The sequence below is a fragment of the Exiguobacterium sp. UBA3968 genome (assembly GCF_002385115.1).
GTDB lineage: Bacteria > Bacillota > Bacilli > Exiguobacteriales > Exiguobacteriaceae > Exiguobacterium_A.
In genome coordinates this window covers 267,214-282,534 of sequence record NZ_DGCW01000005.1, presented here as the reverse complement: position 1 = coordinate 282,534, position 15,321 = coordinate 267,214, and the positions used below count along the sequence as shown (strand labels likewise).

Annotated in this window: 14 protein-coding genes and 1 riboswitch; of the genes, 7 read left to right on the top strand and 7 right to left on the bottom strand. The window is 48.4% G+C overall.

Annotated elements, in window-relative coordinates; all coding sequences use genetic code 11:
- Positions 1 to 50 precede the first annotated feature (50 nt).
- The gene (locus B3S86_RS03085) at positions 51 to 1,967 is read left to right on the top strand and encodes a glycoside hydrolase family 3 protein (protein ID WP_290749005.1); all 1,917 of its coding nucleotides are present in this window, start codon (positions 51 to 53) and stop codon (positions 1,965 to 1,967) included.
- Between the two features lie 31 nt (positions 1,968 to 1,998).
- Here B3S86_RS03085 and B3S86_RS03080 read toward each other — a convergent pair whose 3' ends face one another.
- Positions 1,999 to 2,307, bottom strand: a complete 309-nt coding sequence (locus tag B3S86_RS03080; RefSeq protein ID WP_290749002.1) for a hypothetical protein — start codon at positions 2,305 to 2,307, stop codon at positions 1,999 to 2,001.
- A 51-nt stretch (positions 2,308 to 2,358) separates the two neighbouring features.
- On the bottom strand, positions 2,359 to 3,054 hold the full coding sequence (gene tenA, locus B3S86_RS03075) for a thiaminase II (protein WP_290748999.1): 696 nt from the start codon (positions 3,052 to 3,054) through the stop codon (positions 2,359 to 2,361).
- Positions 3,055 to 3,126: 72 nt separating this feature from the next.
- A riboswitch (TPP riboswitch) is annotated at positions 3,127 to 3,233 on the bottom strand.
- A gap of 193 nt (positions 3,234 to 3,426) precedes the next feature.
- On the opposite strand from tenA, the gene B3S86_RS03070 reads away from it, so the two are divergent.
- The 6 genes from B3S86_RS03070 to B3S86_RS03045 all read left to right on the top strand — a co-directional run bounded on the left by B3S86_RS03070 (position 3,427) and on the right by B3S86_RS03045 (position 10,944).
- Complete coding sequence (locus tag B3S86_RS03070; RefSeq protein WP_214855133.1) at positions 3,427 to 4,308, top strand: DUF1002 domain-containing protein; 882 nt, start codon at positions 3,427 to 3,429, stop codon at positions 4,306 to 4,308.
- 276 nt (positions 4,309 to 4,584) lie between these two features.
- Positions 4,585 to 6,441, top strand: a complete 1,857-nt coding sequence (gene abc-f, locus B3S86_RS03065; RefSeq protein WP_290748993.1) for a ribosomal protection-like ABC-F family protein — start codon at positions 4,585 to 4,587, stop codon at positions 6,439 to 6,441.
- Between the two features lie 67 nt (positions 6,442 to 6,508).
- Complete coding sequence (locus tag B3S86_RS03060; RefSeq protein ID WP_035409044.1) at positions 6,509 to 7,402, top strand: diacylglycerol/lipid kinase family protein; 894 nt, start codon at positions 6,509 to 6,511, stop codon at positions 7,400 to 7,402.
- A 245-nt stretch (positions 7,403 to 7,647) separates the two neighbouring features.
- Positions 7,648 to 8,364 carry a peptidoglycan DD-metalloendopeptidase family protein gene (locus tag B3S86_RS03055; RefSeq protein WP_290748988.1) on the top strand — a complete coding sequence of 239 codons (717 nt, stop codon included), beginning with the start codon at positions 7,648 to 7,650 and terminating at the stop codon, positions 8,362 to 8,364.
- 116 nt (positions 8,365 to 8,480) lie between these two features.
- Complete coding sequence (locus B3S86_RS03050; protein WP_035409048.1) at positions 8,481 to 10,454, top strand: penicillin-binding transpeptidase domain-containing protein; 1,974 nt, start codon at positions 8,481 to 8,483, stop codon at positions 10,452 to 10,454.
- Positions 10,455 to 10,473: 19 nt separating this feature from the next.
- Positions 10,474 to 10,944, top strand: coding sequence for a GNAT family N-acetyltransferase (locus B3S86_RS03045; protein WP_290753173.1), 471 nt, complete (start codon positions 10,474 to 10,476; stop codon positions 10,942 to 10,944).
- Between the two features lie 50 nt (positions 10,945 to 10,994).
- On the opposite strand, the gene trpA is transcribed toward B3S86_RS03045, so the two are convergent.
- From trpA to trpD, 5 genes are read right to left on the bottom strand one after another with little or no spacing between them, the layout of a single operon-like run.
- Positions 10,995 to 11,777, bottom strand: coding sequence for a tryptophan synthase subunit alpha (trpA, locus tag B3S86_RS03040; protein ID WP_290748983.1), 783 nt, complete (start codon positions 11,775 to 11,777; stop codon positions 10,995 to 10,997).
- Complete coding sequence (gene trpB, locus B3S86_RS03035) at positions 11,777 to 12,973, bottom strand: tryptophan synthase subunit beta (RefSeq protein WP_035409053.1); 1,197 nt, start codon at positions 12,971 to 12,973, stop codon at positions 11,777 to 11,779. Before trpB ends, trpA begins: the two co-directional genes overlap by 1 nt.
- A gap of 2 nt (positions 12,974 to 12,975) precedes the next feature.
- Positions 12,976 to 13,539 (bottom strand): phosphoribosylanthranilate isomerase, encoded by a 564-nt coding sequence (locus B3S86_RS03030; protein ID WP_035409055.1) that lies wholly within the window; start codon positions 13,537 to 13,539, stop codon positions 12,976 to 12,978.
- On the bottom strand, positions 13,536 to 14,303 hold the full coding sequence (gene trpC / locus B3S86_RS03025; protein ID WP_290748976.1) for an indole-3-glycerol phosphate synthase TrpC: 768 nt from the start codon (positions 14,301 to 14,303) through the stop codon (positions 13,536 to 13,538). Before trpC ends, B3S86_RS03030 begins: the two co-directional genes overlap by 4 nt.
- Positions 14,300 to 15,316: an anthranilate phosphoribosyltransferase gene (trpD, locus tag B3S86_RS03020; protein WP_035409058.1), complete on the bottom strand. Its 1,017-nt coding sequence runs from the start codon at positions 15,314 to 15,316 to the stop codon at positions 14,300 to 14,302. Before trpD ends, trpC begins: the two co-directional genes overlap by 4 nt.
- Between the last annotated feature and the right edge of the window lie 5 nt (positions 15,317 to 15,321).

Sequence of the window (15,321 nt, the reverse complement as noted above, 5' to 3'; positions counted from 1 at the left end):
CGTATTGAAAAGAATTCCAGTCGTGGTTTGACTAGAGGAGGATGTACATCATGAAAAGGATCGGGCAATTCACGTTAACAGCAGGACTCGCAGCAGTACTCGTTTCAAGTAGTTTGCCTGTCATGGCAGAGGCAGGATCTTCAGCAGATCGGATCAGTCAAAAAATCGACACGATGACGCTCGAACAAAAAATTGGACAGATGATCATGCCGGACTTCCGGCAGTGGAATGGCAGTAACCATACGTCGCTTGCTCCGGAAGTCGCGAACATCATCGACCGCTATGATTTAGGTGGCGTCATTTTGTTTGCTGAGAACGTTAGTGAAACCGAACAGACGACAAAACTCGTTCATGATCTGCAAGAAGTGGTCAAACAAGATGACAGCAACGATATTCCGCTCTTCGTCACGATCGACCAAGAAGGTGGCATCGTCACTCGGCTCGGAACAGGAACGAACTTACCCGGCAATATGGCGTTAGGTGCGACCCGTAGTAGCGCGTATGCCAATGATGCCGGTCATATCATCGGTTCTGAACTGCATGCGCTTGGCATCAATGTCAACTTCGGTCCGGTTCTTGACGTCAACAGTAACCCTGGAAATCCCGTCATCGGTGTTCGCTCGTTCTCAAGTGACCCGGAGCTCGTCGGAACGCTCGGTTCCGCTTTGATGAAGGGTATTCAAACTGAAGGCGTCGCAGCGACCGCGAAACACTTCCCGGGTCACGGCGATACCGCGACCGATTCCCATTATGGCTTGCCGGTTGTCAACCGGTCCCTGGAGGAGCTGGAACAAGTCGAGCTCGTCCCGTTCAAGCGAGCCATCGCCGAAGACATCGATATGATCATGACAGGACACATCGGAATGCCGCAAATCGAGTCTGAAGTCGTCACGTCAAAAAACGGCACTTTCCCTTTACCTGCGACATTGTCGGATGACGTCATCACGGGCGTACTGCGCGAAAAACTCGGCTACGATGGCATCGTCATCACGGATGCTTTGAATATGCAGGCGATCGCCGACAATTTTACGGAATCAGAAGCCGTTCTGAAAACATTTGACGCCGGTGTCGACATCGCGCTCATGCCGACGATTCTTCGTTCCGAGCAGGATGTCACAAAACTCGACCAGATTTTTAAGGACGTGATTGCGGCAGTCAAAGACGGACGTCTGTCAGAGGAACGGATTGATCAATCGGTCGAGCGGATCCTGACGCTGAAGGCAGAACGCGGAATATGGAATGGCACGACGGATACGACATCCTTAGCAGATAAACTCGCGCAAGCGAACCAAATCGTCGGTAGTCCCGAACATAAAGCAAAAGAACGCGCGATGACGGAAGCCGCGGTCACACTCGTGAAAAATGATCAGCGGACGTTACCCTTCAAGCCGAAAAAGAATGCAAACGTTCTTGTGATCGCCCCTGCGACGGATCAAACGGACAGCATGAAAAAGACGATTGCTTCCCTGCCTAAGAACCGGAACTGGCACGTAACGACAGCGAATTACTCGGCTACTACGCTACCGCTCGACCAAAACCCGACACTACGGGCACAACTCGATGCAGCAGATTACATCATCGTCGGTTCAAACGTCAATACGAGTGCCAAACTACTGCCTACTGCACCAGAACAAGCGATTCCGGCTTCAATCTTCCGGTATGCGAAACAAACAGATATACCATCCGTCTTGCTTAGCCTCCGCAATCCATACGATGTCGCCGTTCAACCGGACGCACCGGCACACGTCCTCGTCTATGGTTTTAAAGGGGATCCGAACGGACCGGACTCCGAAGCAGGCAATCTGAAATCAGCGGGACCAAATCTTCCTGCCGGTATTCGAGCCATCTTCGGAACGCTCAAACCGCAAGGCACCTTACCAGTTGATGTGCCGGTCTTTCAGAACGGTATCTTTACCGATCAACTGCATCTCGAATTCGGTGACGGCTTTAAAAATTGGAAAAAATGAGAACATGATACACCAAAAGACCGAGACTCCTTTAAAGGATGCCTCGGTCTTTTAATAATTGATATGAAGATTCAGTTTCTGCTTTCGCACGCTCGTAGACACGATGAAGTGAATAAGTCAACGAAGCATAGAGGACGACGACCAGGACAGTTGCGATAGTTCTCCCCGTTGTAAAACCAAACTGAAGCAACACCTGAAAATTCTGAATCGTAGCATATGTGCCGTACACCGCCATCAATATGGGAATGATGTACCCAACAAATCTCACTTTCACTTTTCCGAGCACCTGTTGCACGACATATGCCGCGAGGATCACGAGTGCGATGACTATGATTTCCATTCCAATCCCTACTTTCACTAGATGGTATTCCTAATTCTACCATCTACTGGTTTAAGAAGATACCGGGCGAGCTGGAATCGTTTCGTAGACCGACGTGAACGTCTCTTCCGTCCACCCCATGTGCCAGAAGAGTAACTCATAGTAACAACTAGTCACGAAATGCCGTTTCATCCGCTCTCGTTCAGTCGGACTTGCTTGTTCCGCCAACGCATCAAGCCGTGCAATCTGTTCAAAGACGACCTTTTCGAACCATTCCGAACTATATGTGTCGATCCATTGCTGATAGATTTTTTCATCCGGTGTACACGTCAATAATTGTTGTCCAACTTCATAATACAACCAGTAACATGGCAAGATAGCAGCAATTGTCTCACCAAGCGTCCCTTCACTCGCATGATGCATGTGTGAGACGTAAGCATATGCCGTTGGTGCCGGTTCAAATGCTTCAAGGTCTGCTTCCGTGATACCGAGCGGCTCGAAAAATGATTGATGCAAGCTCAGTTCTGCCTCATATGTCGAAGTCGCGTGCTCGGCAAGTGTCGCGATCGTCGCAAAGTCATCTGCTTTTGACGCTGCCTTCGCTTGAATCTTCGCAAAGTGTTTTAAGTAATACGCATCCTGCATGACATAATGTCGAAATTTCGAGAGCGGTAACGTTCCCTCGCCGATTCCTTGAACGAATGGGTGCGTAAAACTACTGTCCCAATACGCTTGTGCTGCTTGTTTGATTTCTTGTGTGAATGTCATGATCTCATCCTCCTTGTTTTTATGAAACGAAAAAACACCACCCCGAAACACACGGGCATGGCGCAAGAAGAACAAGACTTGACGCCACTTCCCTCCGTAAGTACGAACTTAATCAGGTTCAAAGGGTCCGAACGTCTTCGTTCGTCTCAGTCGGCCTACCGACTCCCCTAGTGGTCATTATTCGATTCAAATCCACTATAGCATGCTGAAAATGGAAGTCAAGTTGTCCTCTTTTCGCTATACTATGGAGTGTCAGAAGGCGGATATCGTCTCCATCTACAGACCGATTCCGAACTTCTTTCGTTCTCGTACACTAATTTTAGTACCTGATACTATAATTCATTCTGTTACTTACAATTGGAGGATTTCATTATGCATACACCAACAAAAATCATGGCGTCAGCCGTTATCGCTTCTGCTTTATTACTTCCGACAGCCGCATCCGCCGAGCAGGTCGTCGATAAGACGATCGTCACTCTCGGTGAGTCACTCGGCGCAAAAGATAAGGCTTGGGTGCTTTCACGTCTCAATGCACCGGAAGGTATCACACCGATCATCGCAACCTCTGCAGACGAAGAAAAATACCTCGGGAAAAACATCCCCCAGTCACAAAAGGGCGGCAACATGTATTCATCCGCTAAGATCGAATTGACGGAAAAAGGTGACGGACTTTCCGTTGCGACGGAAAACATCACGTGGGTGACGAAGGATATGTATCTCAACGCTCTCGTCACGGCAGGTGTCAAAGATGCCGACATCACGATCACTTCTCCTTATAAAGTGACTGGAACATCGGCACTGACAGGAATCATGAAAGCCTATGATCAAACTTCGGCTGAGACCGGAATCAAGCTGAGTGACGAACGGAAAGATTTAGCACAGCAAGAATTATCGGTCACATCAGACGTCGGGAAGACAGTCGGGACAGATAAAGTCGCTGATTTGATGAATGAGATCAAGGCCGAAATCGCGAATCAAAAACCGGAAACAAAAGTCGAGATCGAAAACCTGATCGTCCAAGTCATTCAAAACAACAACATCCAACTGTCTGATGCACAGATGGATCGGTTGACGAATCTATTCAATCAAATGGAGCAAGCGAACATCAACTGGGGGCAAATCGAGAGTGGACTGAAAAATGCTGGTCAAGACATCCATGCGTTTGCAACGTCCGAGGAGACAAAAGGATTCTTCGCTAAATTATTTGATGGTCTGAGTGACTTCTTCAGCTCGATTGCTGGTGTGTTCAAATAATTCAGACTTCCGCAATTAACAAGATAATGGTAAACTGGTTGTATCTGAAACGAAAGGTGGTGTGAAATGATGGACTTTGCTGCGTGCAAACATTGGTTAATGGAACAATTGTATCTGTTGCGCGCGATTTTTCATGGAATGGCGTTCTAAGGCACCCGTCTGCCCTTTTTAGAACTTCATGATTGAAAAATACAGCAAAGCGCATCTTTCACACACTAGGGAGAGTGCTATTTGCGCTCTCCCTTTTTTTAATGCGCGCGAAAGGATCAACTTATTATGATGATTTGCGACATTCAACATCTGACAAAACAATTCGGAGGCGAAACGATTTTAACGGACGTTTCCCTCTTCTTAAACGAACACGATCGTGTCGGTCTGATTGGACGAAATGGGAGTGGTAAAACGACATTACTCCGCTTACTTGCTCGCCTTGACCAACCGGACGGTGGCGTCATCTATCAAAAGAACGGTTTGACGATTGGCTACTTGGAACAACTTCCCACTTATGCCGAGACAATGACCGGACTCGACGTCCTTTGGACGGCGTTTGAAGAGATCCTCGCAATCCGTTCTCGGATGCAACAGTTGGAGCTTTTGATGGCGACAGCGCCAGATGATCTGGATGCACTACTCGTTCGATATGCGGAAGCGACAAATGCATTCGAACAAAAAGATGGCTATCTACTCGACTCGAAGATCGAGCGCATGGTGAACGGATTACATTTACGTCCGTTACTCACTCGCCCTTTCCATCAGTTGAGCGGCGGTGAGCAAACGAAGATTTGCCTCGGTCGCATGTTGCTGATGGAACCACACCTCCTAATCCTTGATGAGCCGACGAACCATCTTGATTTAGCTGCCGTTGAATGGTTAGAACAATTCTTACGGGACTACACTGGAACTATCCTGCTCGTCTCTCACGACCGGGTCTTCTTAGACGCCGTCGTCACCTCGATCGTCGAGCTTGAAGATGGTGAACTGACCTCCTACCTAGGGAACTACAGCGCGTTCGTCGTCGAACGAGAACGTCGCTTGATGGAACAGTTCCACGCCTATCAGGAACAACAGAAAAAAATCAAGAAGATGAAGGAAGCGATTCGTCGACTACGGCAGTGGGCAAACGAAGCATCTCCACCGAGTGAGAAATTATTCCGTAAAGCAAAATCGATGGAGCGGGCACTCGAGCGAATCGAACGGATCAAACGACCGCAACTCGAAGCCAAAACCGCTGATGTCTCTTTTTCTTCTACCGATCATACGAGTCAAGTCGTCTTTCGCGCTGAAGAGCTCTCTTTCGCTTACGATTCCCGTCGCATTTTCGATGTTGTCTCGTTCGAAATCATGGCTCAAGATCGGGTTGCAATCGTCGGAACGAATGGGAGCGGGAAATCGACGTTGCTCGCACTGTTGCTTGATGAATTGTCACCAGACGCAGGCACGCTCACGCGTGGACCATCGAACCGGATCGGTTACTTGTCCCAGCATGCCCATTTCGAGGAGGATGCTCGCTTAATCGACTGGTTTAGAGACCGCATTGCCGTTCCAGAAGCGGAAGCCCGCCATATTCTTGCCCGGTTCCTGTTTTTTGGACCGACTGTCTTTCGGTCTATTTTGTCACTAAGCGGAGGAGAACGTGTTCGATTGCAGCTTGCCGTACTCGTTCATTCGTCGATCAACGTTTTGATTCTCGATGAGCCGACGAATCATCTAGATATTGAATCAAGAGAGACGCTTGAAGAAGCACTCGAGAATTTTTCTGGTACATTGATCGCCGTCTCACACGACCGCTATTTCTTGAATCGTCTTTTTTCAAAAATCATTTGGCTTGACCATCAAATTACTTCGTATACTGGAAACTATGCTTACGCAGTGGAGAAACGACAAGCCAGTCATGACACACCACCTCAGATAAATCATGAGAAGAAATCGAAAATTTCAAAGCGTTCGAAAGCACCTGCGAAAGAACAGTCCATTGAACAGCAAATAGAAGAGCTGGAACTTCAAGTCGTACATCTTGATGCCGTTCTTTCTCATGTATCCGCGGAAGAAGAATGGATGACGGTCGAGATGGAAAAAGAAGCATTGTTACGAAAAATTGAAGGTTTGTATGAACGTTTAATTTTAGAAACTTGAACTAAAATGATTAGTCCTTCTTTGACTCGGGAAAATAGGAACAGATACGTCAAAGGAGGAATTCATCTTGTCTCAAGCTATGTTGATCATCAACCCGTCTTCTGGTAAAGAACTCGGAAAAAAACACGCGACGCTCGCTGAAGAGACGCTTGCTACTCGCTTTCAAACCGTCGACGTTCGATTCACGGAAAAAGAACACGATGCAACGGAATTCGCACGTCATGCCGCCCAGTCTAATTACGACGCCGTCATCGCCATGGGTGGTGATGGAACGGTCAATGAAGTCATTACTGGAATTGCCGAGCAACCACATCGTCCAACACTTGGGATCGTACCGCTTGGGACGGTCAATGATTTATCACGCGCGTTACACATCCCGACGGACCCCGAAGAGGCGATTCAGATATTAGCTGATGCCCCTGCCCGCCCGCTTGATATCGGTAAATATGATGATCATTACTTCATGAACGTCATTGCGGTTGGTCTGATTGCGGAAGCCGTCGAAGAAGTGAGCATCGAACAGAAAACGTCACTTGGATCGGTCGCTTATTTCATTGAAGGTCTGAAAGCCTTTAAGGATCATAGTCCTTATCCAATCGAAATCAACTCTGCCGAAAAACAATTTGATGGAGAAGCCCACTTGTTAATCATCGCCTTGACGAATTCCGTTGGTGGATTCGAATCGTTTGCGGAAGAAGCAAAAGTCGACGATGGATTACTGCATGGATTCATCATTACGAAGCTCGGATTCTTTGATGCGCTTCAAGCATTACCTAAACTCATCACGGGTGGGTTATCAAAGGCGGATCAAATCGAACACTTCACGACGACACGTGTCGAGATTCGTTCGAAAGAAGAGTTACCAATCAATGCCGATGGTGATACGGCAGGTCATGTTCCTGTGACTGTCGAGGTACTCCCTCAACATCTCACTGTATATTCACCATTCTCTGCTGACTAACGTTATACGAGTAAAAAAAGAAATCGACGATTTGTCGGTTTCTTTTTTTACTTTAAAATCCATTACAATATATGTTAACAAAGCGTAATTTTGAAATATATTTGAAATATTTTTGTGTTATTGACGATGCTATAATCATCTCAGGCGAAAAATCATTCTTTAAAATAAATAAATATACATAAAATATTACAATTTTGTAATGATCAGTTCTGGCGCTTCAGATTTTTAAGGAGGAAATACACTTAATGAAACGTTTGCTTACAACAATGACAATGACAGCTTTGGTAGTTTCAGGTTTTGCTACAACGAGTGCTTCGAAAGTTGAGGCCGCAACGACATATAAAGTAAAAGTCATGGCAGACGGACTACGCGTCCGGACAGGTCCATCAACGGCTTATAAAATCGTCGGTAGCGTCAATACAGGACAGACATTCAATTATCTCGGTGTTTCTGGTTCATGGACAAAAATTTCATACGGCGGCGCATCACGCTACGTTTCTTCTACATATGTTAAAAAGTACAGTACGACGACTTCAACAAAAGCAACGACTGGTTTTTCGCGTCCAGCAAGCGGTCCGATCACACAAGGATACGGTGCGGCAAGCGGTGTTTATGGTTACACGTTCCACAATGGTATTGATATCGGTGCTCCGACGGGTACACCCATCTATGCTTCAGCTGCTGGAAAGGTCATCACGTCTCGTTACTACGGTGCATACGGTAATCATGTCATGATGACGCATACGGTTAACGGCATCCAGTACACGACAGTTTACGCACATATGAACAGCCGTGCTGTTTCTGTTGGACAAACGATTGCTAAAGGAACAAAAATCGGGACAATCGGCGCGACAGGAAATGCCTTTGGTGCTCACTTGCATTTTGAAATGCACCGCGGCTCTTACGTCTACAGTGGAACGTCTGCAGCAAACAGCGTTAATCCACTCAATTACTTCAACTGAATCAGATTCGCCGGACTTCTCATCTTGAGAAGTCCGGTTTTTTGTTTCAGATGAAATCTTCTGACAGGAGTGGTACGGTATATTCATGGCTCTCATGCATATAGGAGGCGAATCATATGAAACGAACCATTCCCTTGATTCTATCGGCATCTTTCGGCGTGACTCTGCTTGCCGGTTGCCAAGATCAACCGACACCTGAAGAACGTCTTGATGCCTATATCAAACTTTGGGAGAAACAGGACTACGATAAAATGTATACGTACGCGAGTACAGCTACTAAAAAAGAATACGGTAAAAAAGAATTCATCGAGCGAACGAAACAATTGTCGAAATCACTTGATATTCAAAAGTTATCCGTCGAACGAAAGAAAGCGGAGGAAGCAACGGATGACGAAAAAGCGTCCCTTCCCGTGCGGATTTCCTTTGATACGGTTGCAGGAACCGTTGCCTACGATAAACAAGTTCCACTGACATTTGAGAAACAAGGTGAGACCGAAAACTGGTTCATCGACTGGGATACTTCTTTTGTCCTAAAGGATTTTAAAAAGGATGACAAAGTCCAGCTACAAACCGTTGAAGGCAAACGTGGTGATTTACTCGATTCGAATGAGAAACCGCTCGCAACCTCTGGAAAAGGATTTGCTGTCGGCGCGACAGCCGGACAATTAAAAGACATCGAGAAAGTTGCTGAATTGCTCGACCGCCCGACCTCTTCAGTCGAAGATTCCTTAAAGGCAAGTTGGGTCAAAGATGGACAGTTCGTTCCGCTCAAAACGATGACCGACGAAGCAATGGTTGAAAAATTGCGTGACATTCCTGGAATCAGTGTCCAAGAAACGGAAGTCCGAACGTATCCACTTGGTAAAGCAACCTCTCATTTGATTGGATATATCGGTTCAGCGACAGCAGACGAGATTAAACAATCAAAAAATCAAATCCAAGCTGGCGAGCAAGTCGGGAAACGTGGACTTGAACAAGTACTCGATGAGCGCTTACGTGGTAAAGCCGGTGCGACAATCACTTTACAGAAAAAAGACGGCTCAAACGTTACTGTTGCCGAAACGAAACCGACGGATGGCGAAGATATTGCGTTGACAATTGATGCCACTCTTCAAAAAAAGACTTATGAAACGATGCAGGATGATCCCGGAACAGCATCAGCGATTGATCCGCGGACCGGCGAGACCCGTGTCTTACTCAGCTCTCCTGGCTTTGATCCTTCTGAATTCATGTCAGGAATCTCACAAGCACGACTCGATGAACTGACGCAGGACCCGGACCAGCCATTATTGAACCGATTCACAAGTGCCTTCGCACCCGGTTCGACTCAAAAACCATTGACGGCTGCTGTCGGATTAAAGAGCGAAACGCTCGACCCGGAAAAAGCCTACACAATCAATGGGCTGAAAAATAAGATCGATGGTTTTAACGTCACTCGCATTCATGAGACACCGGCCCCGGTCAATCTGCATAATGCGCTCGTCTATTCCGACAACATCTATTTCGCCCGTTCGACACTCGAACAAGTCGGAACGAAAGCATTTACGTCTGGTCTTGAAGCGCTCGGATACGGTGAAAAGCTACCGTTCACGTATCCATTACGTGCCTCACAGATCTCAAACGACGGCACGATTTCTTCTGATGGACAGCTGATGGACACGTCTTACGGACAAGGTCAGATGTTGACGAATATTCTACACTTAGCATCGATGTATGAAATTTTTCTGACGGATGGAACAATCTATCGTCCGACACTCTTACAAGAGGAAAAAACGAAGCAAGTCTTTAAGAAGGATTTACTCGACGCAGACGACGCGAAGATGATCCGCGATGATTTGTATGATGTCGTTCATAACGGTTATACGCTTCCGGCTGATATCAAAGAAGTCGATGTTGCCGGTAAGACAGGTACGGCAGAATTGAAAAAGGCAGGCGAAACCGACGGCAAAGAGAATGGCTTCTTCGTTGGATACGACAACGACAAAAAAGATCTTCTCGTTGCCATCATGATCGAGTCAGTCGAAAAAGAAGATCGTGGCAGTCCGTACGTGTCGGGACTTGTCGCCGAAGTACTCAAACAAAATCGATGATCGGAGTGATCGCTTCTTGATGATCCGCACTAGCTGTACTTCAGACCTCCCTGCCCTGCTTACACTGACGGCAGAGACATTCGCGCATCACAAGCGGTTGTCGCCTCACTTTCACCCAGATGTAACGACACCATACACGCTAGAGTCTTTAAGTCAGATGATAGAAGCAGAACAACACCTCTGTCTGACAGTGCTCGATGGAGAAACACTCATTGGTTACTTGTTTGGTAAGTGGACGGCACCGGCCCCCGACCGGTTTACGCCTGTCCGAATCTTGAACATCACTGACGTCGGTGTCACCTTTTCCCATCGTTCATCAGGAATCGGTCGCCAGTTGATGCAGGTTGCGGAAGAAGTGGCGCTCGAACGAAAGGTCGATGCTGTTCGCTTGAATGTCTGGACCGTCAACGACCGGGCCGCAACGTTTTATGAAGAACTCGGATTCGAACCGCTGTATACGAACTTGCAGAAGTCACTCGTTCAAAAGTGACATCTATACGAAAAAGAGCGGATGATCGTATGATCATCTGCTCTTTTTCATTAATGTGACGGCGTTGCCGCAAGCCGTGCTGCCATCAACTGTTGAATCGTTTCTCGATCGTTTTGATGGAGTAAGTCGACGATCTTACTGCCGACGATGACACCCGCGACTGGTCGACTCAACTGTTTGACGTGTTCCGGTGTACTGATTCCGAACCCGGCAAGTACCGGTACCGGGCTATGGGCTGCGACATTTGCTAAATGTTCTTCAAGCGCCGTATCAAACGTCGTCTGTCCGCCAGTCGTCCCATTGACCGTAACGGCATAAAGGAACCCTTCGCTTTTATCGGCAATCTTTTGAATCCGTTCCATTGGACTCGTCAAGGAGACGAGTTGAACGAGCGCGATATCCGACTTGTCCTCTCGTTCGAAGAACTGTTCGCTCTGCTCAAGCGGCAGATCAGGAATGATCAATCCGTCGACCCCGACTTCGCGACATGTCGCTAGAAATGCTGCTAATCCATAACGGAAAATCGGGTTTAAGTACGTCATCAAGACGATTGGAACATCGACGGTCTGACGGGCAACGCGAACCGCCTCAAGAACATCCTTCAGTCCGACGTTCGCTTCTAGCGCCCGGAGTCCCGCTTCTTGAATGACTGGACCGTCAGCAACGGGATCCGAAAACGGAACGCCGACTTCAATCGCTGTCGCTCCGGATTCAGCGAGAAACGCTAAGATTTCCGGAAGGCGATCAATCCCTCCATCTCCCCCCATGACGTACGGGATGAAGGCTTTTTCGCCCTTACTTGTAACGTTACGAATCGCTGTTTCTAATCGCATCATTCTTCCCCCTTTAGTGCGTTTCTGACAGTAACGACGTCTTTGTCGCCACGTCCTGATAAGCAGATGACGAGAATCTCTTCCTTGTCCATCTCTGCAGCGAGTTGAGTCGCGTAGGCAATGGCGTGTGCCGACTCAAGTGCCGGGATGATTCCCTCCTTGCGGCTTAACAGCTGAAGTGCTTCGAGTGCTTGTTCATCGGTCACCGCTTCATACTGAACACGACCGATATCTTTTAGCAAGCTATGCTCCGGTCCGACACCCGGGTAATCGAGTCCAGCTGAGATCGAGTGCGCTTCTTGTACTTGACCATGGGCATCCTGTAAGAGATACATCATCGAACCGTGCAAGACACCGACCTCTCCTTTTGTCATCGTCGCTGCGTGTTTTTCTGTGTCGATTCCGCTGCCCGCTGCTTCAATGCCATACAATTTTACATCTGTATCATCGATGAAAGGATGGAACATCCCGATCGCATTACTACCGCCGCCGACACAAGCGACGATCGCCTCTGGCAGACGCCCCTCTTTTTCGATGATTTGACGTCGTGTCTCTTTTCCGATGACCGCTTGGAAATCACGCACGAGTTGTGGGAATGGGTGTGGTCCGAGAACAGAACCCATCAAGTAATGCGTGTCTTCGACATGTTTGACCCAGTAACGGAGTGCTTCATTGACGGCATCTTTGAGTGTCCGACTGCCTTGTGTGACCGGGATGACGGTTGCTCCAAGTAACTCCATCCGGAAGACGTTCAACTCTTGACGACGGACGTCCTCTTCGCCCATGAAGATGACACACTCGAGGTCGAGCAAGGCACAGACCGTCGCTGTCGCGACACCGTGTTGTCCTGCCCCTGTCTCAGCAACGATTTTTCGTTTCCCCATCCGTTCAGCCAGTAACGCTTGACCGATCGTATTGTTGATTTTATGGGCACCGGTATGGTTCAAGTCTTCTCGTTTCAAATAGATCTTTGCGCCACCAATCGTTTGCGTCAAATGTTCGGCAAAGTAAAGTGGTGTTTCACGTCCGACGTATTCTTTCAGCAATTCGTCCATTCGCGCTTGAAATGCTGGATCTTCTTTTACGGTTTCGTATGCTTCTTCAAGTTCGATCACTGCATGCATCAATGTTTCCGGGATGTAGCGTCCTCCGTATTTACCGTATTGCCCGAGTGTGTCCGGTTGTGCGTAGCTCATGCTTATCTCTCCTTTACGGCATCAGCGAATGCCTGCATTTTGATGGGATCTTTCCGTCCGTCCGTCTCGATGCCACTTGAGACATCAACGGCGAACGGGCGATATCGTTTGATTGCTTCTCCGACGTTTCCTGCTGTCAAGCCACCGGCAATGAATAGTGGACGTTCTGCTTGAATGTCTCGTGACCAGTCGAATGTCTCGCCACTTCCAGCAACCGGTGCGTCGACGAGTAAATACTCCGTCTGTTGCTCTACTTCTGCGATGTCCGTCACGGGAATCGCTTGAATGATCGGAACCGGTAGCTTGCCGTCCGGAATCGTCCCATGAATTTGGATGAGGTCCAGTTCGACTTGCTCGACGGCGTCGGTCACCTGCTGGTAAGTCGGGGAGACGAAGACCCCGACGACCTGGACCGTACTTGGAATGTCGCGTCTAAGACGCGCTGCTTCTTCTAGCGTGACCTGTCGTTTACTTTTAGCAAAGACGAAACCGATGTAGTCCGCTAAGCGAACTGCCGCTTCGACATGTTCTCTTTCCCGGAGACCACAGAACTTAATCCGTGTCATACGCGAACGCCACTCACTTCTCGGATGAAGACTTGTGGATCGTCTGCCCGCATCAATGTCTCACCGACGAGGATCCCGTCTGCACCGGCAGCATGTAACAACTGTGCTTCCTCGACCGTCTTGATGCCACTCTCACTAATGTAACGAACGTCCGGTTGTTGCTGTTCTAGTAATCCGACCGATGTCTGTAAATCAACTTCGAACTTTTTCAAGTTCCGGTTGTTGATGCCGATGATTTGCGCACCGATCACCTCTGCCCGGCGTAATTCCTCTTCGTCATGGACTTCGACTAAGACCTCAAGCCCTTCCGCGTAAGCATACGCATACAAGTCAGCAAGCGTCTCCTGCTCGAGAGCGGCGACGATTAAGAGAATCAACCGTGCTCCATGTGCTTTTGCCCGGTCGATCTGAACCCGGTCAATCATGAAATCCTTACAGAGGACGGGGATGTCGACCGCTGCAGCGACTGCCGCTAAATCGTCCATCGATCCTTTGAAGTACGTCTCGTCCGTCAAGACAGAGATGACGGTCGCCCCACTCGCTTCATATTGTTTTGCCTGAGTGACGACATCGACGTCGAGTGCGATGGCACCTTTTGATGGCGACGCTCGTTTGATTTCCGCGATGACGGATAAATCCGCTCCCGCTAGTCGTTGCTTAATCGACGGCTTCAATGCCTCTCGATCAATTCGTTCGACCCCGTTTAATTTTAATTGCAGGACTTCTGCTCGTTTCGTTTCGATGATGCGATCTAAGATATTCATCCGATTGCTTCCTCCCGTGTCATTTGTCGTAATTGGTTCAATCGTTCCATCGCTCGTCCTGAATCGATGCTATCTGCTGCTAAAGCAATCCCTTCCTCAATCGTCTTCGCTCGATTTGCTGCAAAGAGTGCAATTCCGGCATTGAGTAGGACCGTGTCGCGATAAGCACCATGCTCGCCACCAAGGACTTGCAGTAAAATCGTCGCATTCTCTTGTGCACTACCTCCACGGATCGCTTCAAGCGGTGCGGTCTTCAGTCCGACTTCCTCCGGGTGAAGACTGAAGCGGATCAGCTCACCTTCGTCAAGTAAGACGAGTTGGTTCGTTCCGGCAAGGGATGCTTCATCCATTCCATTCGCACCATGCAAGACGATTGCCCGCTTCCGACCGAGTCGATGTAAAGTCAACGCCATCGTCTCGAGCATATCCTCCCGGTAAATTCCTAATAGTTGTGTCTTGAGTGGGACCGGATTCGTCAACGGACCGATCAAGTTAAAGATCGTTGGAATCCGCAGATCGCGTCGAACCTTCATGATTTGCTTGACGCGTGGGTGCATCCGTTGCGCAAACAAGAAGGCGATTCCGTTCGACTCGAGCTGTTCTGCTAAACGTTCTGGTGTCGCATCAAGTGACACCCCGAGTGCTTCGAGCACATCAGCGCTGCCCGTTTTACTCGAGACACTCCGATTTCCGTGCTTCGCGACTTTCATACCGGCACCGGCTAGAACGAAAGCGGCTGTCGTACTGATGTTGAACGATTGTGAGCCGTCGCCTCCTGTACCGCAATTATCCATGAAATCACCGGTGACTGGAATGTCGAGCGCGACTTCGCGCATGATCGAAGCGAGACCGGCTAATTCTTCTGCAGTCTCCCCTTTTGCTTTCAAGGCGACGAGAAAAGCAGCAATTTCGCTATCGGTCACGTCTTCTGCAAACAGTTCGCGTGCTGCCTGTTGCATCTCTTCATATCGTAAATGTTTTGCTTCTGCTAATTTCAATAACGTCTCTTTCATCGTTC